The 23,920-nt window shown below is 40.0% G+C and carries 26 protein-coding genes; 22 read left to right on the forward strand and 4 right to left on the reverse strand.

Features of this window, described 5'->3' with window-relative positions:
• Positions 1–162: 162 nt before the first annotated feature.
• Positions 163–330, reverse strand: coding sequence for a sporulation histidine kinase inhibitor Sda (gene sda / locus ACRYKC_RS13185; RefSeq protein ID WP_433807197.1), 168 nt, complete (start codon positions 328–330; stop codon positions 163–165).
• 193 nt (positions 331–523) lie between these two features.
• Here sda and ACRYKC_RS13190 point away from each other — a divergent pair, with 193 nt between their 5' ends.
• From ACRYKC_RS13190 to ACRYKC_RS13225, 8 genes are read left to right on the forward strand one after another with little or no spacing between them, the layout of a single operon-like run.
• Positions 524–1,177: a YqeG family HAD IIIA-type phosphatase gene (locus tag ACRYKC_RS13190; protein ID WP_433807463.1), complete on the forward strand. Its 654-nt coding sequence runs from the start codon at positions 524–526 to the stop codon at positions 1,175–1,177.
• The gene (gene yqeH / locus ACRYKC_RS13195; RefSeq protein ID WP_433807198.1) at positions 1,174–2,274 is read left to right on the forward strand and encodes a ribosome biogenesis GTPase YqeH; all 1,101 of its coding nucleotides are present in this window, start codon (positions 1,174–1,176) and stop codon (positions 2,272–2,274) included. Before ACRYKC_RS13190 ends, yqeH begins: the two co-directional genes overlap by 4 nt.
• An 11-nt stretch (positions 2,275–2,285) precedes the next feature.
• Positions 2,286–3,122 (forward strand): shikimate dehydrogenase, encoded by an 837-nt coding sequence (gene aroE / locus ACRYKC_RS13200; RefSeq protein WP_433807199.1) that lies wholly within the window; start codon positions 2,286–2,288, stop codon positions 3,120–3,122.
• Position 3,123: 1 nt separating this feature from the next.
• On the forward strand, positions 3,124–3,414 hold the full coding sequence (gene yhbY / locus ACRYKC_RS13205) for a ribosome assembly RNA-binding protein YhbY (protein ID WP_433807200.1): 291 nt from the start codon (positions 3,124–3,126) through the stop codon (positions 3,412–3,414).
• Positions 3,415–3,426: 12 nt separating this feature from the next.
• On the forward strand, positions 3,427–3,999 hold the full coding sequence (locus ACRYKC_RS13210; RefSeq protein ID WP_433807201.1) for a nicotinate-nucleotide adenylyltransferase: 573 nt from the start codon (positions 3,427–3,429) through the stop codon (positions 3,997–3,999).
• Entirely contained in the window at positions 3,983–4,543 is a 561-nt protein-coding gene (gene yqeK, locus ACRYKC_RS13215; RefSeq protein ID WP_433807202.1) for a bis(5'-nucleosyl)-tetraphosphatase (symmetrical) YqeK, read from the forward strand. The genes ACRYKC_RS13210 and yqeK overlap by 17 nt, the downstream gene beginning before the upstream one ends.
• A gap of 43 nt (positions 4,544–4,586) precedes the next feature.
• On the forward strand, positions 4,587–4,940 hold the full coding sequence (gene rsfS, locus ACRYKC_RS13220) for a ribosome silencing factor (protein ID WP_433807203.1): 354 nt from the start codon (positions 4,587–4,589) through the stop codon (positions 4,938–4,940).
• A 3-nt stretch (positions 4,941–4,943) separates the two neighbouring features.
• Complete coding sequence (locus ACRYKC_RS13225) at positions 4,944–5,675, forward strand: class I SAM-dependent DNA methyltransferase (protein ID WP_433807204.1); 732 nt, start codon at positions 4,944–4,946, stop codon at positions 5,673–5,675.
• Positions 5,676–5,753: 78 nt separating this feature from the next.
• Here the strand turns inward: ACRYKC_RS13225 and comER are convergent, their stop codons facing one another.
• Positions 5,754–6,563 carry a late competence protein ComER gene (gene comER / locus ACRYKC_RS13230; protein WP_433807205.1) on the reverse strand — a complete coding sequence of 270 codons (810 nt, stop codon included), beginning with the start codon at positions 6,561–6,563 and terminating at the stop codon, positions 5,754–5,756.
• 80 nt (positions 6,564–6,643) lie between these two features.
• Here comER and ACRYKC_RS13235 point away from each other — a divergent pair, with 80 nt between their 5' ends.
• From ACRYKC_RS13235 to ACRYKC_RS13245, 3 genes are all read left to right on the forward strand, one after another.
• On the forward strand, positions 6,644–7,243 hold the full coding sequence (locus ACRYKC_RS13235) for a helix-hairpin-helix domain-containing protein (RefSeq protein ID WP_433807206.1): 600 nt from the start codon (positions 6,644–6,646) through the stop codon (positions 7,241–7,243).
• A gap of 63 nt (positions 7,244–7,306) precedes the next feature.
• Positions 7,307–7,873, forward strand: coding sequence for a ComE operon protein 2 (locus ACRYKC_RS13240; RefSeq protein ID WP_433807207.1), 567 nt, complete (start codon positions 7,307–7,309; stop codon positions 7,871–7,873).
• 80 nt (positions 7,874–7,953) lie between these two features.
• A complete protein-coding gene (locus ACRYKC_RS13245; protein WP_433807465.1) occupies positions 7,954–10,137 on the forward strand; it encodes a DNA internalization-related competence protein ComEC/Rec2 in 2,184 nt (727 codons plus the stop codon).
• 40 nt (positions 10,138–10,177) lie between these two features.
• Here the strand turns inward: ACRYKC_RS13245 and ACRYKC_RS13250 are convergent, their stop codons facing one another.
• Entirely contained in the window at positions 10,178–10,312 is a 135-nt protein-coding gene (locus tag ACRYKC_RS13250) for a YqzM family protein (protein WP_085029477.1), read from the reverse strand.
• A 344-nt stretch (positions 10,313–10,656) separates the two neighbouring features.
• On the opposite strand from ACRYKC_RS13250, the gene holA reads away from it, so the two are divergent.
• Positions 10,657–11,673, forward strand: a complete 1,017-nt coding sequence (gene holA / locus ACRYKC_RS13255) for a DNA polymerase III subunit delta (RefSeq protein WP_433807208.1) — start codon at positions 10,657–10,659, stop codon at positions 11,671–11,673.
• Positions 11,674–11,769: 96 nt separating this feature from the next.
• On the opposite strand, the gene rpsT is transcribed toward holA, so the two are convergent.
• Positions 11,770–12,030, reverse strand: coding sequence for a 30S ribosomal protein S20 (gene rpsT, locus ACRYKC_RS13260; RefSeq protein WP_433807209.1), 261 nt, complete (start codon positions 12,028–12,030; stop codon positions 11,770–11,772).
• Between the two features lie 160 nt (positions 12,031–12,190).
• Here rpsT and gpr point away from each other — a divergent pair, with 160 nt between their 5' ends.
• The 10 genes from gpr to prmA all read left to right on the forward strand — a co-directional run bounded on the left by gpr (position 12,191) and on the right by prmA (position 23,908).
• A complete protein-coding gene (gene gpr, locus ACRYKC_RS13265; protein ID WP_433807210.1) occupies positions 12,191–13,282 on the forward strand; it encodes a GPR endopeptidase in 1,092 nt (363 codons plus the stop codon).
• A gap of 89 nt (positions 13,283–13,371) precedes the next feature.
• Positions 13,372–14,508, forward strand: a complete 1,137-nt coding sequence (gene spoIIP, locus ACRYKC_RS13270; RefSeq protein WP_433807211.1) for a stage II sporulation protein P — start codon at positions 13,372–13,374, stop codon at positions 14,506–14,508.
• A gap of 12 nt (positions 14,509–14,520) precedes the next feature.
• On the forward strand, positions 14,521–14,811 hold the full coding sequence (locus ACRYKC_RS13275; protein ID WP_433807212.1) for a hypothetical protein: 291 nt from the start codon (positions 14,521–14,523) through the stop codon (positions 14,809–14,811).
• Between the two features lie 97 nt (positions 14,812–14,908).
• Positions 14,909–16,723: a translation elongation factor 4 gene (lepA, locus tag ACRYKC_RS13280; protein ID WP_433807213.1), complete on the forward strand. Its 1,815-nt coding sequence runs from the start codon at positions 14,909–14,911 to the stop codon at positions 16,721–16,723.
• Positions 16,724–16,794: 71 nt separating this feature from the next.
• Positions 16,795–17,934 carry a radical SAM family heme chaperone HemW gene (gene hemW, locus ACRYKC_RS13285; RefSeq protein WP_433807214.1) on the forward strand — a complete coding sequence of 380 codons (1,140 nt, stop codon included), beginning with the start codon at positions 16,795–16,797 and terminating at the stop codon, positions 17,932–17,934.
• A 98-nt stretch (positions 17,935–18,032) separates the two neighbouring features.
• The gene (hrcA, locus tag ACRYKC_RS13290; protein WP_433807215.1) at positions 18,033–19,055 is read left to right on the forward strand and encodes a heat-inducible transcriptional repressor HrcA; all 1,023 of its coding nucleotides are present in this window, start codon (positions 18,033–18,035) and stop codon (positions 19,053–19,055) included.
• Positions 19,056–19,170: 115 nt separating this feature from the next.
• Complete coding sequence (gene grpE / locus ACRYKC_RS13295; protein WP_433807216.1) at positions 19,171–19,701, forward strand: nucleotide exchange factor GrpE; 531 nt, start codon at positions 19,171–19,173, stop codon at positions 19,699–19,701.
• Between the two features lie 38 nt (positions 19,702–19,739).
• Positions 19,740–21,569, forward strand: coding sequence for a molecular chaperone DnaK (gene dnaK / locus ACRYKC_RS13300; protein WP_433807217.1), 1,830 nt, complete (start codon positions 19,740–19,742; stop codon positions 21,567–21,569).
• 148 nt (positions 21,570–21,717) lie between these two features.
• Positions 21,718–22,842 carry a molecular chaperone DnaJ gene (dnaJ, locus tag ACRYKC_RS13305; RefSeq protein WP_433807218.1) on the forward strand — a complete coding sequence of 375 codons (1,125 nt, stop codon included), beginning with the start codon at positions 21,718–21,720 and terminating at the stop codon, positions 22,840–22,842.
• A gap of 127 nt (positions 22,843–22,969) precedes the next feature.
• On the forward strand, positions 22,970–23,908 hold the full coding sequence (gene prmA, locus ACRYKC_RS13310) for a 50S ribosomal protein L11 methyltransferase (protein ID WP_433807219.1): 939 nt from the start codon (positions 22,970–22,972) through the stop codon (positions 23,906–23,908).
• Positions 23,909–23,920 lie beyond the last annotated feature (12 nt).

Here is a 23,920-nt window from a genome sequence, read left to right on the forward strand (position 1 = left end):
ATGGACGAAGATGCTGAAGACATACAATTTAGTGTTCCCTATTAAATAAGAAGAGACACAACAAAAATTAAATTTAAAAAGATAAAAAAAACTCGCTTTAAATACTTCAGCGAGCTTCGTTTCTGTATATTCATGTAAGATATTGTTTAGATTTGTTAAAATTCATCCTACTTGTGTGACAAAATCATTGATTAAATGCTGGATGGATCGCTTTCTGATTTCTTCTCTAATTTGATTGATAAACTCTTCAGAAAGGTTGAGTTCAATAGCTTTGTGGTAAGATTGTATTAACAGGGAATCAGATAATTGTTTCATACCTCTGTCACTCATGTGACAGCCACCTCCTGTTGTTTCATTGCTTTATCGAAATCGTATTCTAACCTTACCATGACCCGGAATTCCCTACAATATGCCAGTTATCTACAAGGAAATGTAGATAACTTTATGGATAAAATATTCGAACAAGGAGTAGCAAAGGAAAAACTGTGTGGACTTTGTGTATAAAGTTATCCACAACCTGCTTATGTCAGTAATTGTCGAACGATTTTTGTTATATCTGTCATTTCAAAAGAAGATTTTGAAACATGAAGTAATTTTGTATATGATGAGTAAGGAGATTTTGCCGGTATATATGGATGGAGTGAACCAAATGTTAAATAATTTTTTACCAAATGAACATGTACCGAGCGTGTTTGATATAGATCCTGAAGAATTGAAAGAAAAAGGTGTCAAAGGTGTTATCACGGATCTTGATAATACATTGGTGGCCTGGGATGTCAGAGATGCTACGGACGATATTAAAAAATGGTTTCTAAAGATGGAGAGTCATGGAATCCAGGTGACGATTGCATCGAATAATAAAGAAACACGTGTGAAGCTGTTCTCGGAACCTCTGAAGACAAGGTTTATATACAGCGCAAGAAAGCCGTTATCCAAAGCTTTTAAAAAGGCTCAAAAACAGATGGGATTAACGAAAGACGAAGTAGTGGTTGTGGGAGATCAGCTTTTAACAGATGTATTAGGTGGAAACTTAGCTGGCTTCCATACTATTCTTGTGGTCCCTATTGTAGAAACGGATGGTTTCTTTACTCGAATCAACAGAAAAGTTGAACGTAGAATCTTAAACTGGATGAGGAAAAAAGGAAAAATAACCTGGGAGAGGAGACACCATTCATGAGTGATATACAGTGTCAAGGATGCGGAGCCGCTATACAAACAACAGATCCTGAGCAGCCGGGTTATGCACCCGCATCAGCATTAGAGAGAGAAGACATCATTTGTAAAAGATGTTTTCGCTTAAAGCATTATAATGAAGTTCAAGATGTACCATACCAGGACGATGACTTCTTAGAAATGCTGAACCAAATTAGTAATAATGAAGGTTTAGTCGTTCAATTAGTAGATATCTTTGACTTTAATGGAAGCTTTATTCCAGGTTTAAAACGGTTAACAGGAAACAATCCAGTTCTCCTTGTAGGAAATAAAATGGATGTCCTTCCGAAGTCAGTGAATCAAGGAAAAGTAAAGCAATGGCTAAAAAAGTCTGCGAAAGAATTAGGGTTAAAAGTAGAGGATGTGTACCTGATTTCAGCTGAAAAAAATCAGGGTGTCGAAGAACTTTCACAAGCTATCGATAAGTTGAGAAAAGGACGAGACGTTTATATCGTAGGTACAACAAATGTAGGTAAATCCACGTTTATCAATACATTAATTGCTAACACTTCCGGCGTAAAAGAGGCGATTACGACTTCCTATTTCCCAGGTACTACTCTGGGCTTTATCGATATACCTTTAGATGAAGCAAGTTCTCTTTATGACACTCCTGGAGTCATCCATCGTCATCAGATGGCCCATTATGTTTCAGATCAAGATTTAAAGGTTATTACGCCTCGAAAAGAGATCAAACCAAAGGTATACCAATTGAATGGTGAGCAGACTTTATACTTTGGTGGACTAGCAAGATTAGATTTTAATATTGGTGAGCGCAGTTCATTCATCTGCTACTTCTCCAATGAATTAAACATTCATCGCACGAAGCTGGAAAAAGCGGATGATTTGTACAATAATCACTTAGGTGAACTTCTTACACCTCCTGATAAAGAAACAATTGAAAAACTGCCACCTCTCAAAGAGCATACCTTTAAGATCAAAGGCGAGAAAACGGATATTGTGTTTTCCGGCTTAGGATGGGTCACTATCCCTGAGGGAAACATAACAGTGACCGCTCATGTTCCTGAAGGGGTAAAAGTGTCCTTACGTGAATCTTTAATATAGGAGGGTCAATATTGTTGAAGCTTGGACTAATCGGCCATCCTGTCGGCCACTCAATGTCACCATGGATCCACGGGAAATTACTGGATCAGCAAAACTTACAAGGCAGTTATGAATTATTTGATTTAGAACCAGAGGAATTCGATCAACAGATTCAGTCACCTGAAATAAAAAAACTGGATGGGTTTAACGTAACAGTACCATTTAAGGAAAAAATTATCCCTCATTTGGCAGAGCTTGACGAAAGTGCCAAAGAGATGGGGGCTGTGAATACAGTTAAGAACACATCCGAAGGTTGGATTGGTTATAACACGGATGGAATAGGTTTTGCGGATTCATTGACTAATGATTATCCAACTAGCCTAAAGAGCAGCACACGTATTCTTTTATTAGGAAGCGGAGGGGCTTGTAGAGGGATTTACTATGCTCTTACAAAAAAAGAAGTGGCGGCAATCGATATTGCCAATCGTACAACGCAGCGTGCAATGGATATTATTCAAGATGGATCGCAGAAGATAAACTCAACAGTGTTGACTTTAGAAGAAGCTTCAGAGCATCTTGCCAATTATGATGTGGTCATCCAAACAACGACTGTAGGAATGAGTCCAAACGACGATCAGTTGATTATCCCTGTTGATCACATGACAAAAGATACCATTGTAAGTGATATTGTTTACCGTCCAATGGAAACTAGGTTTTTACAAGAAGCTAAAAAGCGGGGCGCGCGTTTGCATTTCGGTCATCAAATGCTTTTGCAGCAAGCTGTCTATGCATTTAAAATATGGACAGAAACCGATCCAGATGCATCTAAACTGTTAGAAGAGTTCGAAAAGAAATTGAAAGGGGTATAGAATGTTAACAAGTAAGCAAAAAAAGCATTTACGTGCTGAATCCCATAATATACAGCCGATATTTCAAGTTGGGAAATCAGGCGTAAATGAAAATATGACAAAACAAATTAATGAAGCACTTGAGAAGCGTGAACTTATTAAGGTGAGCGTTTTGCAAAATTGCTTTGAAGATAACAGACAAGTTGCCGAAGAAATTGTAGAGGCTACGAAGGCAAATATCGTTCAAGTTATCGGAAATACGATTATTCTTTATAAAGAATCAAGAGAAAATAAGCAAATAGAATTGCCTTAAAGGAGACCTGCTATGAAAAGGATCGGAATTCTAGGAGGTACATTTGATCCGCCTCACCATGGGCACCTTATTATGGCAGAATATGCGCGCAACGATTTAGGGTTGGATGAAGTTTGGTTTATTCCTTCTCATGTTCCTCCACATAAGCAAGGAGCAAAGGTGGCAGGAGAAGATCGGTTAAGAATGGTTCAAAAAGCTGTTGAATCGAATCCTTATTTCCAAGCTAGCGATGTGGAGCTCACAAGGAAAGGCACCTCTTATACGGTAGATACTATGAAGTACTTAAAGGACCAGTTTCCCGAAAATGATTTTTATTTTATTATAGGTGGGGATATGGTTGAGCATCTTCCACAGTGGCATAAAATTGATGAATTACGAAAAATCATCAAATTTGTAGGTGTTAAACGTTCAGGTTATAGATGGAGTCCTGAAATCCCTGTACACGCCGTGGAAATTCCACTGATAGAAATATCCTCTTCAAAAATCAGAGAACGGCTTTATTCTGGAAATAGTGTACGGTATTTGGTGCCGGATTCCGTTTATCATTTCATAAAGGAGCATAAGCTATATGGAGCTGAATCGTGAAAAAGCCTTAGAATTTGTAAAACCATATTTGAAACAGAAGAGGTATGAACATACCATTAGGGTTACAGATCAAGCTGTGGAGCTTGCTGAAAGATTCGGAGCAGATGTCTGGAAAACGGAAATAGCCGCAGCTTTACACGATTATGCTAAGTATAAACCTTTAGTGGAGATGAAGCGTTGGATTTTGGAGGAACGAAGGTTACCTAAAGATCTATTGGATTATCATCATGAATTGTGGCATGGTCCAGTAGGAGCTTTAATGCTTGAAAAGGAAATCGGATTGAATGATGAAGAAGTGAAATCGGCTATTCAGTGTCATACTACTGGTAAGAAACATATGACTGTTTTGGATAAGGTAGTCTTTTTAGCAGACTACATTGAACCAGGAAGGGATTTTCCAGGTGTTGAGGAAGTCAGGAATGAGGCAAAAGAAAACCTTGACGATGCGTGCGCCATGGCATTGAAGAACACGATTCATTTTCTGGTAGATAAAGAACGAACAGTTTATCCGGACACGTTCCATGCGTACAATGATTTAATATAATATCATTAAGACAGATAAAAATGATGAATAAGGGAGGAAGACTATGGAAAGTAAAGATTTAGTTACTTTGGCAGCGCAAGCCTGTGACGAAAAAAGAGCGGGGGATATCGTTGTTTTAGATATGTCTGATGTGTCACTTATAGCTGATTATTTTCTGATTTGTGAAGGTTCTAATGAACGTCAAGTACAAGCTATTGCACGCGAATTAAAAAATCAGGCTGAAGAACATGGAATTGAAATTAAAAGAATGGAGGGTTTTGAGCAGGCACGCTGGATCCTTGTTGATTTAAATGACGTTGTCTGCCATATTTTCCACAAAGATGAACGCCATTATTACAACCTTGAACGACTATGGGGCGACGCATCAACCATCGCTGTCGAAGGCATTGAAGGCTAATCGATGAGTTATCATCAAATGGCACAAGTGTACGACCGCCTTATGGCGGATGCTCCGTACGATGATTGGGTAAAGTTCACAAAAAATATGATCAAGGAGTTTCACCCTCATGTGAAGGCCGTCCTGGATGCAGGGTGCGGTACAGGTGAGATTACTCACCGATTACATGGAGGAGAGTTCGTGCTTACTGGAGTGGATTTATCAGAAGAAATGCTGGCAATGGCTCAGCAAAAAAATCCTCGCTCTGGCATTCAATGGCTACATCAGGACATGACTCAATTAGAGGGAATCAATCATTACGATTGTGTGATTAGCTATTGCGACGTTCTCAATTATTTAACAGATGAAATTAGTGTTAGAAACGCTTTTACCTCTATATATGACGCATTGAATTCTAAAGGATTATTCTTATTTGATGTGCATTCTATAGATCATATTCATGAAGATCTATATGGTTCCACTTTTGCGGAAGTGTATGATGAACTTTCTTATGTATGGTTTTGTGATCCAGGCGAAACTGATAACAGCGTAGTTCATGACCTGACTTTTTTCCTTAAAGACGGTGATAAGTATACTCGGTTTGACGAGAGGCACAATCAAAAAGGGTATCCAATTAATGATCTACAACATTGGCTGGAAGAGGCAGGTTTTAAGATTAAACGGATTTGCGCTGATTTTGATGAGAAACCTTCAACTGTAGGTGACCGATTGTTTTTCGTTTGTCAAAAAGCATAATAGAAAAGGAGTCGGATTCCCGGCTCCTTTTTTATTATTTTTTGCAGGATTATTTGGATTGATGTCGAATTATTTATTTCAAAGCTCGATACTCTTCTTGTCATCTTTATGTTTTCTTTGTGTAGCTTTAAACATTTCAAAAAACAAATCACCTAAATGGTCTTCAATCGCTTGCAACCCTTCACCTGTTACTCCGCCTTTTACCGTCACCTTTTCCATTAATTCCTCTAAAGTGAATATTCTTTTAGATAACAACTCACCTAATCCGATCATCATATTCTCTGTTAGTTCAGTTGCTTGTTCTTCACTTATCCCTGCCACGTCCTGGGCAGCTGTTATCCAATTGCTTAATAAATAACTGATAAACGCTGGACCACATGATACGATATCAGAAGCTACACGAATGTGTTCTTCTTCAACTTCTACGGGCGTGGATATGGCTTTAAAAGTTTCAAGCAGAAGTTCTTTTCGTTCCTTTTTCATTCTTGCTCCGAACGTAAATAGGCTCACTCCTGCATGAGCGTGATTCGTTATAGAAGGAACAATTCTTGCCACTTGGCAAGGCGTGTGATTCTCTAATTCATTAACAGATATTGGACTAGTTATGGAAATAAGACATTGTTCTTCTGTGAAATCGCTCTTTAACTCTTCAAGGATTGTTTTATAATGATGTGGCTTCACACAAATGAATAGGATATCGCAGTTTTTTTGTATTTCTTTTAGTGAAGCTGCTACATGAATGGCTGGAAATTGTTCTTTTAGTTTGAGGGCTTTTTCTGAAGAGCGATTATAGAGTATCATGTCGTGAGGTTCCAACGCTTTACTGCTCAATAGGGACGAGGTTAACATACTCCCCATATTCCCTGTACCGATGATTCCCCATTTCATAGGTCTATCCCTCCTCTAATTTGCTTACCTAACTATCTTTATTCCATTAAATTCAAAATATGAAAGAAGGTCGGGCTTTCATGAACAAATTAATAAGACGTTATGGATTTATACTATTAATCATTTTCATTGGGCTGGTGATATGGTCTTTAAGACCACCAGGATCTGAAATAGAAGTCGATCATGAAGCTGCTAGCTCAAAAATAGAAAAAAGCAATGAAAAAACTATACCTGATTCATCTGAAGAAAATGGAATAAAGGTTGACGTAAAAGGTGAAGTGAACCAACCAGGAGTGTACGAAGTAAAAAGTGAGATGAGAGTGGATGATGTTATTCAACTGGCAGGAGGGATGACAGATAAAGCAGACCCCTCAAGTGTAAATTTAGCTCAAAAGCTGATTGATGAAATGGTCATTCATGTGTATTCATCAGAATCAGTAACTTCCGATGGAGCTTCAGAAAAGCCTCGAATCCCCAACTCAAATGATCAAGTTGTTTTAAATCAGGCGACTGTTGAAGAGATACAAACATTGAACGGCATAGGTCCGTCTAAAGCTGAAGCAATCATTCAGTATAGGCAGGAAAACGGACCTTTTAAAACGGTAGAGGACCTGGTAAATGTATCTGGAATTGGAGAGAAAACTATAGAAAATATTAAGGAAGATATCAGGGTTCCTTGACCGTTTGACTGAGGAACAGTGGAAAGGGTAAACTGAATGAAAAATGAACAGGGGGATACATAAATGGACCGCATCTCATGGAATCAATATTTTATGTCACAAAGTTATTTACTAAAATCAAGAAGTACATGTCAAAGACTCGCTGTTGGGGCAGTTATTGTCAGAGATAAAAGGATGATTGCAGGAGGCTACAATGGCAGTGTCTCAGGTGGTGTTCACTGCATAGATGAAGGGTGTTATGTCGTGGATGGTCATTGTGTTAGGACCATACATGCGGAAATGAACGCCCTGTTACAATGTGCGAAATTCGGTGTAGCGACGGATGGAGCTGAAATTTACGTGACACATTTTCCTTGTGTCCATTGTACAAAAGCAATCATTCAGGCTGGGATAAAAGCTGTATATTATAGTGAAGATTACAAAAATGATCCATATGCTATAGAACTGCTTCAGCAAGCAGGTGTGAGAACGAAAAAAGTTCCGGTTGAAACGGAGCCTATGCATTTTGAACAGCGGCAGCTTATAGATGAAATGCTCGAGAAGCTGAAAACTTTAGGCGAACCAGAGGTTGAAAAGTACGAAAAGAAAGCGCAGGATCTTTTCGAGTATCCTCATAAACAAAAAACGTGAAAGGAGTATGTCACTTTCCCGTCATTGCATTTGTGATTGGCGGGGTACTTTCACGATTACCTGCCATCCCTTTTTATTTAATGTGCCTTCTTTTCCTCATTTGGTTATATTTTTTAAAAAACCGATGGATGATTATCCTCTTCTTAACCATTTTTATGACTTTTGGTTTTTTTTACCTATCTCCTGTTCCAATTCCTCAACTACCTTCAATTGATGGACCCTTATCCCTCACCATTATTTCAGAAGTGGAACAGACCCCACACACCATACAGATGGTAGGTAAATTGAATTCCTCTACTACTAATGAGAAAATCCTCTTAGTTTTATTTAATGATCCTGACGAGAAGGATCAACATATTCCTCTAACTTGGAAGCACGGGGCTGAATGTAAAGTTGTTGGTGAAAGAGTTCCGATTGAAAATGCAAGAAATCCAGGTCAATTTGATTATCGAGAGTACATGGCTGCCAAAAAAATTTATTCGAAGTTGGAATTGGATAATTATTCCTCTATCACTTGTGAAGGGAGTTCGTGGTTTAGCTATGGATATGATTTTAGGAACTTGATTATAAACTCTGTTAATGAAAACGTAGATCCTATTGCCTTTAAGTGGATGGCCGCTTTAATATTTGGTGAAAAACAATATTTAGATGAAGAGATCTTAACTTTTTTTCAGAACTTCAATTTGTCACACCTTCTTGCTATTTCCGGACTTCATGTTGGTTTGACTATAACAGGGTTGTACTTTTTTCTTTATCGAACGGGCGTGGCGACTAAAGAGGGAGCAAAAGTTCTTATCATTATATTTCTTCCTCTATATGCTTTTCTCGCCGGAGCTGCTCCATCCGTATTAAGAGCCACTCTCATGGCTGGAATTGTTATGCTGTTAACTTTTTTAAAGTGGAAAGTACCCTTAACAGACATTCTCTCCCTTGTTGCTTTATTCTTACTAATCCTATCGCCTAGTTACCTGGATCACGTTGGATTTCAATTTTCTTTTTTAGTAACCATGAGTTTGATCTTATCCTTCCCCTTGTTGAAACGAACAGAAAATCCCATTGCGCTGTCAGCCTTAATCAGCTTTATAAGCCAGTTTTCCATTCTTCCTCTGCAGTTGTATTACTTTTTTGAATTCAATCCTCTATCGCTCTTCGCTAACCTTCTCCTAGTCCCTTATTTTTCCTTCTTAGTTATTCCCTTCTTGATGATGCTGCTTCTTTGTTCATTCGTTCTTCCTCAGATCTCTTTACATTTGTCTAAAACTTTACTGCCTGTTCATACTAGCTTTTTATCTTTTCTCGAAACCCATAGCGATATGTTTGATATCCAGTGGGTGGTTGGGGAGATCCACAGATCTTTTATCATCGTTTACCTTGTTTTATTTATTATAATGATGAGGTTATGGATTAAACAAAAACTTGGTTTCGCTTTTGCTGCTGGAGTAGCAAGTGTAGGAGTTGTGATGGTTTACTGTGTACTTCCGTATATTTCTCCTTATGGAAGAGTAACGATGCTTGATGTCGGTCAAGGGGATTCTTTTGTAATTGAACTTCCATACAGAAGAGGAGTAATCATGATCGATGCAGCTGGACCACCTGTGTTTACAAGTGATGAATCAAAAACTGCTGAGCAGATTATTTTGCCTTATTTGAAGTCGCGTGGAATTTTTAAGCTTGATGCCATCATTATTACTCATGAGGATACTGATCATAGCGGAAGTGTGAAAACGCTTGTTAACGAAATGGAAGTAGGCAATCTCGTTGTTAGCCTTTATTATCCAAAGATAGAAACTGTTGAAAATGTGGTACGAGTAAAGGCAGGTGAGCAACTAGTTATTGCGGACCAGAATTTTAACCTTTTACATCCTTATGAAGATACGGGCGATGCGAATGATAACTCGATTGTACTAACCATTACTTTAGGTGGACTTGAGTGGATATTTACTGGAGATGCGTCGGCTGAGATAGAAAAGTTATTGACAAAGAAAGGAAGTAATATAAAGGCGGATGTTTTAAAGGTTGGGCACCACGGAAGCCATACATCTACATCAGAGAATTGGGTCAAGCAAGTTTCACCTTCGGTCGCTTTCATTTCTGCAGGTTTGGATAACCGTTATGGACACCCTCATGAAGAAGTGGTGGAAAGGTTATCAGCTCAAGGTGTTGTATTGTTTTCAACCCCTGACCATGGCGCTGTTCACTATGATTTCTCTTCGGAAAGAGGAACATTTTCCAGCTTCCTACCGTATAATGCGAGCAGAGAATAAAAAAAGACTGCAAATGCAGTCTCTTCACTTTTGTATTCAATTATTGTCCGATTACTGAGAATACAACTCCGATAAAGAAAATGACGAAAAAGAAAACAAAGGAAAATACAAAACCTAAACCAGAGTCGATAACGTCATTAGTTTTGGACTGGATATCCTTCCTGAATTCGTTCATTGTGACCCCTCCTATATCAATTATTAAGTATAAGCCAAATTAGTGTAAAAATCTACATGGAACTAGAAGGAAAAAAATTTTCTCTTGGTTCATACGTTTTGCCACTGCTAGCAAGACTTGTCACAGATAATTATTTCATATGAGGTCAAACTACATTCAAGAGAGGAACAACATCGTCCTCTTCAGAAGTACCCGGGACTTCTGGAATGGCGTTTATATAGATGGTTTATGCGGCGACTGTGTTCACTTTTTTGACAGATATGTCATTGCGCAATAAAATAGTGACACTGACCACTTAAGTGGGTCGCCGTATTTATTTTTTGTGAGAGAGGATTATGGATAAAATGGGAAATCCAAAACAATCACACGTATTTTTATTATATGGAGAAGAATCTTATCTAATTCAGGAGAATAGAAATAAAATCATCGAAAAGACATTAAAGAAAGAGGATCGAGAATTTAATATATCTCAATATGATTTAGAAGAGACACCAATTGAAGATGCAATTACAGATGCAGAAACCTTCCCTTTCTTGGGAGAAGGAAAGGTTGTCATCGCTTATCACCCTGTTTTTTTAAAAGCAAAGCCGGACAAGCTGGCTTTCGAACATGATACAGATGCATTTCTTGAATACATAGAAAATCCTGCTGATTATACAGTTCTTATTGTCATTGCACCATATGAAAAGCTGGATGAAAGAAAAAAAATATTTAAATCCTTAAAAAAGAATGCAGAGATTATATCCTGTCAGCCAGTCAAGGAATGGGATATGGATAAATGGGTGCAGACTTTAGCTGGTGAGTTGAATATCACTATTCCTGAAGAGATCCATGAGCTTTTTGCCCAAGAGGTTGGTACGAACTTGATGGCATTAAGAAAAGAAATGGAAAAACTCGCTTTGAATGTAGGTGAAGGAGGCGTAGTGACAAGAGAGTTAGCTGAACAGCTGCTTTCTCATAGCGCAGAAGCTTCCGGATTAAAGCTTGTAGATGCTGTCATGGAAAAAAACCTCGCTAGAGCAATTCAAATTTATAAAGATCTCGAGAAATTAAATGAAGAGCCGATTGCACTTACAGCCCTGCTTGCTTCTCAGTTTCGGATTATCAGTCAAGCGAAGGTGTTGAAGCAGAAAGGGTACGCTCAAAATCAAATGCGTGGCTATATTAAGGCTCACCCTTATGTCATAAAAATGGCGTTGAAAAGGGAACGGTATTTCAACTCTGAGGAATTAGACAGAATTATGGAAGAGCTTGCTGAAACGGATTATATTCTTAAACAAGGGAAAATGGAAAAGTCTTTGGCGTTTGAAATGCTTCTCTATCGATTAATACACATCAAACAACAGAAAATTTCTATATAGTAAAGAAGCCATCCAGATATACTGGATGGCTTCTTTTAAGTAAAAACGACCCATTCTAATAAACGGATCGTCTGTTGGTCATAATTAACGAAGAAATTATAATGCGTTTACTTGTTTAGTAAGACGTGATTTTGTACGGTTACCGTTGTTTTTGTGAAGGGCTCCGCGTTGAACAGCTTTGTCAACTTTCTTAACAGCTGTTTGAAGAGCTTCTTTAGCTCCTTCAGCGTCCTTGCTACTTACAAGTTTCTCTACACGTTTAACCGCTGTACGCATGTCAGATTTAAAGGCTGCATTAAGAGCGCGAGCATCATCGTTTACACGTACACGTTTTTTTGCTGATTTAATGTTAGGCATGGTTTCACCTCCTAGGTAAAAACAAAAGACTGATTCATATCGAACAAGAGACATTTTACCAGAGCGCATAGGTGTTTTCAATAGTTATCTCATTCATACTCTGTATTTTGCATAGTTTAATCGAGAATGGGAGAAGATGGGCTTAAGGAAGGTGAATGAAATGGACGATTTATTCAACTATACCATACGTACAGATTTAGCTTTAGAAGCTCAAGAAATGAATGTAAAAAATGACCCTTCTTCTTCTGACTCCGACGGGGTAGAAGTAGAGGAAAATGAGAAGAACGATATTAAAATCACCTATGTCACTGTAGATGAAGCAGGAGCGGAGCGTATTGGCAAAAAAGCTGGTCACTACATTACTCTCGAATCACAGGCCATTCGTAAGCAGGATACAGAACTTCAAGCCAACTTGGCTAAAACTCTTTCCGGCCAGCTGCGTAAACTGCTTCTGGATACAGGAGTAAATGAAGAAGCTCGTGGGTTGATTGTGGGACTGGGAAATCACAACGTTACACCTGATGCTTTGGGTCCTTTGGTTACCGAAAAAGTACTGGTAACAAGTCACCTATTCGAATTGCATCCTGAGACCGTTGCAGATGGATATCGTCCGGTATCAGCTGTCACACCTGGTGTCATGGGGGTAACTGGAATTGAGACAAGCGACATGGTTCACGGGATCATTGAAGAAATCAAGCCTGATTTTGTAGTGGTCATCGATGCCCTTGCTTCTCGATCGATCAGCCGAATCAATGCTACTATCCAGCTATCCGATACTGGTATCCACCCTGGGTCAGGTGTTGGGAACAAGCGTAAAGAGATCAGCAAAGAGACTTACGGCATTCCGGTTATTTCCATCGGTGTTCCTACGGTTGTCGATGCCGTCACCATAACAAGTGACACGATTGATTATGTGCTCAAACACTTTGGAAGGGAATGGAAAGAAAAAGACCGTCCTTCTAACGCTCTATCACCTGCTCTTAATCCATTTGAGAGAAAAACGCTGACAGAAGAAGATCATCCATCGGAAGAACAGAGTAAGGCTGTCCTCGGTATGTTTGGTCAGCTTCAGGAGGCTGAAAAGAAACAGCTTATAAAAGAAGTACTTACCCCACTGGGGCACAACCTAATGGTTACACCAAAGGAAGTGGACGGGTTTATTAAGGATATGGCTCACGTTATAGCCACAGGGATCAATGGTGCGCTTCATCCCGGGGTTGAAGATGGAGAAGCTCAATCCTATTCACGATAAGTAAATAAAATACTATAGAGTTGTTCTATTAAAATTCTCTCACTCATACGATTTACTAGATAGAGTTCGTATGAGGAGAGGATTTTTTAATGCCTAAGTATAAAAAATGGAAAGGTAAGCGCTCCAATCCTTTTAAGCTTTGGTCCAAATGGTTAGGTTTAGCCACCGTTATATTACTATTGCTGTTTATAGGTATTGGCATCCTGACTGGCGCAAAAACCACCTATAGAATATATTCAGATACGATTCAAGAATGGACGACAAAACTGAAAGGAAGTTCGTTCATTTATTTATTTGAAATGGAAAACAGACTTTATGCTGATGCTCATCCAGAAGGAAACCAATTGCCAAGTTTTACCACATTATCTTTCCAGTTGTTGACAAGCTTGACTCCCAATGATCCAAGAAGTCTATTAGGCAGAGAGATTCCAGGGCTATATTCTTATAACAGTCAAATTATTATTGCCGGTAAAGGAACCGATTTTTCGACCCTTCCAATAGAGTCAGAGCCACCTTTAGATGTTGAGGACAAAGGAGAAAAAGGAGAAGTTCAAGAAAAGCAGAAAGAACCAAGTGACAATACATTGGAAGACAAAGTATTTATTTATCAAACCCATAATACAGAATCTTTTTACCCTCACCTACCAGATAAATCTACAGCCTACGATGGAAAAGTAAATATCTCATTAGTAGGTGAAAGATTGGCTCAAAGCCTGGAGGAAAAAGGAATTGGAGCGACGGTTGACCAAACAGATGTAGCAAGTATTTTAAAAGAAAATGGTATGAAGCATTATCAATCTTATGAAGCAATGAGACCTGTAGTTAAGGAAGCATTGGCTCAAAATAAATCTTTGACTTACTTCTTTGATTTGCATAGAGACAGTTTACCAAGAGACAAAACAACGATTACTATCAATGGGAAGGATTATGGTCGAACCATTTTCGTTATTGGAGCAGAAAATGAAAACTATGAAGAAAACCTTAAGCTCGCTTCAGAGATGCACAAGCGGCTTGAAGATAAATATCCCGGACTTAGCAGGGGGGTTATCACGAAGAAAGGATCAGGCGTCGATGGGGTGTATAACCAGGACATAAGCTCCAATGCAATCCTGATAGAATTTGGAGGAGTCTATAACCACTTGGATGAATTGTACCGATCAGCGGATGTTATGGCAGAAGTGTTCAGTGAGTACTATTTCGAAGATGAAAAAGTTTCAGCGGACTAAGGAGGAAGGGTTATGCTGAAATGGTTGATCGGGTTGATTATTGGTGCAGCACTATTCATTTCAGGTGCTTTCTATGGCATCGATAAAAATAATGAAAAACTAGAGGAGATCACCCCTGCTGTCAAAGTTCAAGAAAAAGAACAAGAAGAAGCCTCCTCTGCAGATGATTGCAGACCAGTTACAGAGAATACAGACTATCCATGGATTGTAGAGATAGCCGGAGGAATTGGAGAAGGTGTTGCTGCAACCTTCAACGGCATTCTATTAGTTTTATCAGAGATCATTCATTCAGGGGCGGCATAAAATCTGCAAGTGCTTTGTTCTAAACATTGAATAATGGCGCTTCTATTGCTATAATCAGGCTAGCGATCTGTGCCGAAATTAGTAGGAGTGATTTAAGTTGACTAGTCAAAATAAACAAGAAAGGGTACGTAACTTTTCGATTATCGCCCATATTGATCATGGGAAATCGACACTAGCTGACCGTATTCTTGAAAAAACAAAAGCTTTGACCCAAAGGGAAATGAAAGAACAATTCCTCGATGCAATGGATCTGGAACGTGAGCGGGGAATTACAATAAAACTGAACGCTGTACAATTAAGCTATCACGCTAACAATGGTGAAGATTATACATTCCACTTGATTGACACCCCTGGACACGTCGATTTTACATATGAGGTGTCTAGAAGCCTGGCTGCCTGTGAAGGAGCTATATTAGTTGTAGATGCTGCACAGGGAATTGAAGCTCAAACTCTTGCCAATGTCTATTTGGCATTGGAAAACGATCTCGAAATTATTCCGGTCATAAATAAAATTGACCTTCCAGGGGCCGACCCAGAACGCATTAAACAAGAAATAGAAGATGTGATAGGGATCGATGCCTCCGATGCGATTTTAGCATCTGCGAAGGAAGGAGTCGGAATTGATGAGATCTTAGAGCGGATTGTGACAGATATTCCTGCACCAGTGGGTGACGTTAAGGATCCCACTAAAGCATTGATTTTCGATTCTCTTTACGATTCCTACCGAGGTGTTATTGCCTACACTTGTGTGAGAGAAGGTTCGATTAAAGTTGGAGATAAGATCAAAATGATGGCAACAGGCAAAGAGTTCGAAGTAAATGAGGTGGGCGTATTCAGACCTACACCCACGCCTTTGAAAGAACTTACTGTCGGAGATGTAGGTTATTTGACAGCTTCTATCAAAAATATAGGAGACAGCCGGGTCGGAGATACGATCACCCTTGCCAACAACCCAGCCGCAGAACCGCTGCCTGGTTATAAGAAGTTAAATCCAATGGTTTTCTGTGGTATGTATCCGGTAGATGCTAATAAATACAATGATTTAAGAGATGCTTTGGAGCGTCTTGAATTGAACGATTCTTCCTTGCAATTTGAAGCGGAGACTTCCCAAGCGTTAGGGTTTGGTTTCCGTTGTGGATTCCTTGGAATGCTTCATATGGAGATCATACAGGAACGTATTGAGAGAGAATACAAAATCGATTTGATTACAACAGCACCGAGTGTAATTTATAAAGTGAAATTGACAGATGGTACGGAAACCAACGTAGATAATCCGTCTATGATGCCTGACAACCAAAAGCTTGAAGAAGTACAAGAACCCTACGTAAAGGCAACCATCATGGTCCCTAATGAATATGTAGGGCCTGTAATGGAAATTTGCCAGCGGAAACGTGGAAACTTCATGGATATGCAGTACATGGATGATAACCGGGTGAATGTAGTGTACGAGATTCCTTTATCAGAGATTGTCTACGACTTCTTTGACTCTCTAAAGTCACAGACAAAGGGATATGCATCATTCGATTACGAGCTCATCGGATACAGGACCTCCAACCTTGTGAAAATGGATATTCTTCTAAATGGAGATACCATCGATGCATTATCGTTCATTGTCCACCGTGATTTTGCTTATGAACGAGGGAAACTGATTGCCGAGAAACTCAAAGAGCTGATTCCAAGACAGCAATTTGAAGTTCCTGTCCAAGCGGCTATCGGTAATAAAATTGTGGCCCGCAGTACCATTAAAGCGATGCGTAAAAATGTTCTTTCCAAATGTTACGGAGGAGACATTTCCCGGAAACGTAAACTTCTTGAGAAACAAAAAGAAGGTAAGAAGCGCATGAAGATGGTAGGATCAGTTGAGGTGCCTCAGGAAGCCTTCATGTCAGTGCTTGACTTGAGCGAAGATTAATCAAATTTTTGAAAACAAGAAGCCGCAGGAGTTCATCTCTTGCGGTTTTCCTTATGAAAGGTGGAACATCAATGAATATCCCATCCGCATATATACACATCCCCTTTTGTCAGCAAATCTGCCATTATTGTGATTTTACGAAATTCTTTTATAACGAGCGGCTCGCCGACGAATATTTGGTTGCCTTGGAAAGAGAGATCCATACTTACATTCCTGAAGATAAAGCAAAGGTGAATACCATCTTTGTCGGAGGAGGAACGCCAACTGCTGTCAATCATAGTCAGCTGGACAAACTGCTCAAGATGATTGACGACCATTTTGATATTGCTGGTTGCGAAGAATATACGTTTGAAGCGAATCCAGGAGATCTGGATGTAGAAAAAGTAAGACTATTAAAGGCATATGGTGTTAATAGAATTTCATTAGGGGTACAGGTGTTTGATGACGAGATGCTAGAAAAAATTGGACGTGTACACAAGGTGAAAGACGTGTACACAAATATTGACCGTCTTCTTCAGGTGGGGTTATCCAATATAAGTATCGATTTGATGTATGCTCTGCCGGGACAAACAGTACGTGATTTTGAGAAGACGATCGATGAGGCTATGCAATTCGGACTGCCTCATTATTCTTCCTATTCACTTCAAATTGAGCCTAAAACGATCTTCTATCAGCGCTATAAAAAAGGAACCTTAGTCAAGCCACCAGAAGAAGATGAAGCGGAAATGTATGAACTGCTTCAGAAAAAATTAGCCGACCAAGGAGTTAATCAATACGAGATCAGCAATTTCTCCAAGCCTGGGTTTGAAAGCAAACACAACCTGACATACTGGAATAATGAATATTATTATGGTATTGGAGCCGGTGCACACGGGTATATGCCTGGGAAAAGAACGATTAATATTCGTCCATTGCCCGCTTATGTAAAACAAGCAATGGAAAATGGACAGCCAATCCTTCATGAAGAACCAGTAGGCGTAAAAGAACAGATGGAAGAAGAAATGTTCCTCGGTTTAAGAAAGACAGAAGGTGTGTCTGAAGCAAGGTTTGAACGGAAATATGGCCGGAAGTTAGTAGACGTTTTTGGAGAAGCACTTCCTACCCTTAAACAGAGGAATTTAATCGTGGAGGACAATGGTTTGGTCCGCCTGACGGATCGGGGACGCATCCTTGGAAATGAAGTCTTCAGGGAATTTCTGCTTGACGATTAAAAATGAGAACTTACCCGTTGACATCCTCATACCCTTTTGATAATTTATTATTAGATTTAGCACTCAGTTAAACCGAGTGCTAACAGAGGTGATCATCGATGTTAACAGAAAGACAACTGCTCATTTTGCAAGTCATAATTGATGATTTCATCCTGACCGCACAGCCAGTAGGCTCACGGTCAATCGCAAAAAAGGATGCTGTGACTTTCAGCTCCGCAACCATTAGAAATGAAATGGCAGATTTAGAGGAGATGGGTTTCATTGAAAAAACGCATTCTTCTTCAGGCAGAGTACCGTCTGAAAAAGGATATCGTTTTTATGTGGATCATTTACTTTCTCCGCTGCGTCTGTCACGAGATGAAATCCGCACCATACGTGATGCCTTCGATGATAAAATGATGGAGTTTGAACGAGTCGTACAAAAATCTGCGGGAATTCTCTCAGAATTAACGAACTACACCTCCATCATTTTAGGTCCTGAAGTGTTTGAAACGAAACTGAAACAATTGCAGATCGTTCCATTGACTAAACAATCTGCTATTGCCATCTTAGTTACAAACACAGGACATGTCGAACACCGCGCCTTTAATGTTCCGGTTGAGATTAAACCTTCAGATCTTGAAAAGATGGTGAACATCTTAAACAGCCGTTTGCAAGGGGTGCCGCTCGTGAAGCTTCATGAAAAATTACTTACTGAAATAAGTGATTTGCTCGAGGCTCATACGGAACAGCATGAACAAGCCTTTTCTTATTTAAAGGCTGCGTTAATGGATGAACAGCCGACGAAGCTTTATATCGGAGGTAAAACGAATATCCTCATGCAGCCTGAGTTTAGAGACTTGGAAAAGGTGCGATCCCTTTATGCCACGATTGAACAGGAAAATGAAATGGCCGATCTATTACGCTCAGGCGAAGAAGGGATTCATTTCAGAATCGGACAAGAAAATCCTTTTGACGCTATGCAAAACTGTAGTTTGATTACAGCAAGCTATAGACTTGGAAACGATCAAATAGGAACAATTGCCCTGCTAGGTCCGACTCGTATGGAGTATAACCGGATGTTTTCTTTAATGAATGTGTTATCCAAGCACATGACGAATACATTTCAAGGCTGGTATTAATGACCGGCACAATCAAAGATGGGGATTTCTTCCCATCGCTTCTTTTTGTCTATTGCTTTTTTTAAGGCATTCATTCATGTTATAGTCAGTAACGGTAAAGTAGGAGGTGGAAGTCGTGGAAGAGAACAAGCAAGAGGAAATCGTTGAAGAAGAACTTGATCAAAATGAAGCTGAACAAAAGCCAGCTGAAGAAGGTAATGACGAACTCGAGCAGTTACGTCAAGAAAAAGAAGAGATCAATAATCGATTACTTCGTCTTCAAGCTGATTATGATAATTTCCGACGTCGTACCCAAAAGGAAAAAGAATCAGATCGGAAATATAGATCACAAAGCCTTGTTGAGGAATTAGTCCCTGTACTGGATAATTTCGACCGTGCTTTGCAAGTGGAAGTAGACGGAGAAGCTGCTGAAAAGTTTGCAGAAGGCATGAAAATGGTCTACCAGCAATTCAGAGCAGCTCTCGATAAAGAAGGCGTGGAGGAAATTCCAGCCGTTGGGGAAGAATTTGACCCACATTTACACCAGGCGATCATGCAAGTAGAAGATGAAAACTACGATTCAAATATTGTGGTTGAAGAACTTCAAAAAGGGTATCGCTTAAAAGATAGGGTCATCCGCCCTTCTATGGTAAAAGTAAATCAATAAAAGATGATAGATGAGAATGTAAAGGAGGATTTTTAACCATGGGTAAAATCATTGGTATTGACTTAGGTACAACAAACTCTTGTGTAGCAGTAATGGAAGGTGGAGAAGCGAAAGTAATTCCTAACCCGGAAGGAAACCGTACGACTCCATCAGCTGTTGCGTTTAAGAACGGAGAGCGTCAAGTAGGTGAGGTTGCGAAGCGTCAAGCAATAACGAACCCAAACACGATTCTTTCCATCAAGCGTCATATGGGAACGGATTATAAAGTTGAAGTTGAAGGTAAAGAGTACACACCTCAAGAAGTTTCTGCGATCATCCTTCAGTACATTAAGAGCTATGCAGAAGACTATCTTGGTGACACAGTAGATAAAGCAGTTATTACAGTTCCTGCATACTTCAACGATGCGGAGCGTCAAGCTACTAAAGACGCTGGTAAGATTGCTGGTCTCGAAGTTGAGCGTATCATTAACGAGCCAACAGCCGCAGCACTGGCTTACGGTATTGATAAAGAAGATCAGGACCAAACCATTCTTGTATATGACCTTGGTGGCGGTACGTTTGACGTATCCATCCTAGACATTGGTGAAGGTACTTTCGAAGTAGTATCCACAGCCGGAGATAACCGTCTAGGTGGTGACGATTTTGACCAAGTCATTATCGACCACATGGTTGCAGAATTCAAAAAAGAAAACGGCATCGATCTATCACAAGATAAAATGGCAAAACAGCGTTTGAAAGATGCTGCTGAAAAAGCGAAGAAAGATCTTTCAGGTGTAGCACAAACGCAAATTTCACTTCCATTTATTACAGCTGGAGAAGCTGGACCGCTTCACCTTGAAATGACCTTGACTCGTGCGAAATTCGAAGAACTTTCTGCAGAGTTGATCGAACGAAGCATGAAGCCGACTCGTCAAGCGATGAAAGATGCTGGCATGAGCGCTAGCGACATTCATAAAGTCCTTCTAGTTGGTGGGTCTACTCGTATCCCAGCTGTTCAAGAAGCAATCAAAAAAGAAGTAGGAAAAGAACCATCTAAAGGCGTAAACCCTGATGAAGTTGTTGCACTTGGTGCTTCTATCCAAGGTGGCGTGCTTCAAGGTGACGTTAAAGATGTTGTCCTACTAGACGTTACACCACTATCACTAGGAATTGAAACCATGGGTGGTGTGACAACGAAATTGATTGAGCGAAATACAACGATTCCAACTAGTCACTCTCAAGTGTTCTCTACTGCTGCAGACAATCAAACAGCAGTTGACATCCACGTCCTTCAAGGTGAGCGTGAATTAGCACAAGACAACAAGACACTTGGCCGTTTCCAGTTAACGGACATTCCACCAGCACCGCGTGGTGTGCCACAAATCGAAGTGTCCTTCGATATTGATGCAAATGGTATTGTAAATGTTCGTGCCAAAGATATGGGTACAAACAAAGAACAATCCATTACCATCAAGTCTTCTTCCGGTTTATCTGATGAAGAAGTAGAGGAAATGGTACGTCAGGCAGAAGAAAATGCTGAGGAAGACAAGAAGAAACGTGAAGCGATCGAACTTCGCAATGAAGCAGATCAGCTGATCTTCACAACTGATAAGACTATCAAAGATCTTGGTGAACAAGTCAGTGAAGAAGAGAAACAAAAAGCTGAATCTGCAAAAGAAGAGCTTCAAACAGCACTTGAAGGTGAAGACCTTGATGCCATCAAAGAAAAGAAAGAAGCCCTTCAAGAACAAGTTCAGGCTCTTTCTGTGAAGCTTTATGAGCAGGCTCAAGCCCAAGCTGAAGCCGGGCAAGGTCAAGAAGCTGGCGGTTCTGAAGAAGACGTTGTCGACGCTGACTATGAAGAAGTCAACGAAGACGATAAGAAGTAAGAATAGGTGAGAAAAGAAAAGTCAAAGTCAGGTTCTTCTTGACTTTGACTTTTTTCACGTAAAGCCTGTGTTTGAACAGATTTGCCTGAACCTTATGTGAATGGTAATATAAACGTTATGTAATAGCGCCCGGGAGAGTGATTCACAAGTGAGTAAACGCGATTATTATGAGGTTCTTGGTGTTTCAAAAGATGCCTCAAAGGATGAAATAAAGAAAGCTTACCGAAAACTGGCGCGTAAATATCACCCAGACGTCAGTGAAGAAGAAAATGCCTCAGAAAAATTTAAAGAGGCTAAAGAAGCTTATGAAACGTTAAGCGATCAGCAAAAACGTGCGCAGTACGACCAATTTGGCCATGCCGGTCCGAATCAGGGAGGCTTTGGCGGTTTTGGCGGAGCAGAAGACTTTGGTGGCTTCGGAGATATTTTTGATATGTTCTTCGGAGGAGGCGGACGCAGACGCGATCCAAATGCTCCGCGTAAAGGTGCCGATCTTCAGTACACGATGACTCTTCAATTCGAAGAGGCAATTTTCGGTAAGAGTACAGATATCGAGATTCCAGTTGAAGAAGATTGTGATACGTGTGACGGCTCTGGTGCTAAACCAGGAACGTCACCTGAGACATGTTCGCATTGTCAGGGAAGCGGTCAAATCAATCAGGAACAGAACACGCCATTTGGTCGTGTAGTTAACCGTAGAGTTTGTCATCACTGTCAAGGCAGCGGTAAAATCGTAAAAGATAAATGTAACAATTGCGGAGGAGACGGACGCGTCAAGAGTCGCAAGAAGATTCATCTTGATATTCCTGCAGGTATTGATGATGGCCAGCAAATTCGCGTACAAGGAAAAGGAGAAGAAGGTGTGAATGGTGGTCCAGCTGGTGACCTATTCGTAGTCATCCGCGTCCAGCCTCACGAATTCTTCCAGCGAGAGGGAGACCATATCTTCTGTGAAATCCCGTTGACTTTCGCTCAAGCTGCTTTAGGAGACGAGATTGAAGTCCCAACGGTACATGGCAAAGTGAAGTTGAAAATTCCTGCTGGTACCCAGACAGGTAAAACATTCCGTTTGAAAGATAAGGGTGCTCCTAATGTTCATGGCCGTGGTCAAGGAGACCAGCATGTTAGAACAAAGGTAATCACACCGAAGAATTTAACAGATCGTCAGAAAGAGCTGTTACGCGAGTTTAATGATATCAGTGGAAATGAAGTAACTGACGAGCAACATGGAAATTTCTTTGAACGCATGAAACGTGCGTTTAAAGGTGACTAATAAATAAAAGCAAGAGGAGAGTGTCTGCAACGAAACGGTTCTCAGGGGTTTACGAATTTAAATATTCCCTTGTCTTCGTGCAGACACTTTTCTTTTTGAAAAAAATAGCAAAGTGAGTTGATCACAAATGAAATGGTCTGAAATTTGTATCCATACTACCAATGAAGCAATTGAACCTGTCTCCAATATTCTTCATGAATCTGGTGCCAGTGGTGTTGTCATTGAAGATCCGCAAGATTTATTAAGAGATACAGCCCCCCTTGGAGAGATCTATGAATTGAATCCAGACGACTATCCAGAGGAAGGCGTCTATGTGAAAGCATATTTGCCAGTCAACAGCTTCTTAGCAGAAACAGTCGAGGAAATCAAACAGTCAGTAAATCATTTGACGGAGTTTAATATCGACTTGGGGCATAACCATGTAACGATTAGTGAAATCAATGAAGAAGACTGGGCAACAGCTTGGAAAAAATATTATAAGCCTGTCAAAATTTCAGAGAAGATTACCATCATCCCTACATGGGAAGAGTATACGCCTGTTTCCAGTGATGAAATCATCATTGAAATGGATCCAGGAATGGCTTTCGGAACAGGTACACACCCGACAACGGTACTTAGTATTCAGGCTTTGGAACAATACTTAGAAAAAGACGATCTGGTAATGGATGTTGGTGCAGGTTCAGGGATCCTGAGCGTAGCATCTATATTACTGGGAGCCAGCCATTCCTATGCTTTTGATCTAGATGATATTGCGGTTACTAGTACCATGAATAATGCAAAATTAAATCAGGTAGAGGGTCAAGTTACTTCTAAACTGAATGATCTTCTTGATGGAATTGAGATGGAAGCGGATCTAATCGTTTCGAACATACTGGCAGAGATTATTGTACGCTTTACAGATGACGCTTTTCGTGTCGTTAAATCTGGGGGCTATTTTATAACTTCAGGGATTATAGCTGGTAAAAAAGAAGAAGTCAGAAGTCAGTTGATTGAATCAGGCTTTGAGATAGTAGAAACGAATAAAATGGAAGATTGGGTTAGCATTGTAGCAAGAAAGCCAGAATAAAGGTGATTGAAT

The sequence above is a fragment of the Halobacillus sp. A1-3 genome (assembly GCF_050971765.1).
Lineage (GTDB): Bacteria > Bacillota > Bacilli > Bacillales > Halobacillaceae > Halobacillus > Halobacillus mangrovi_B.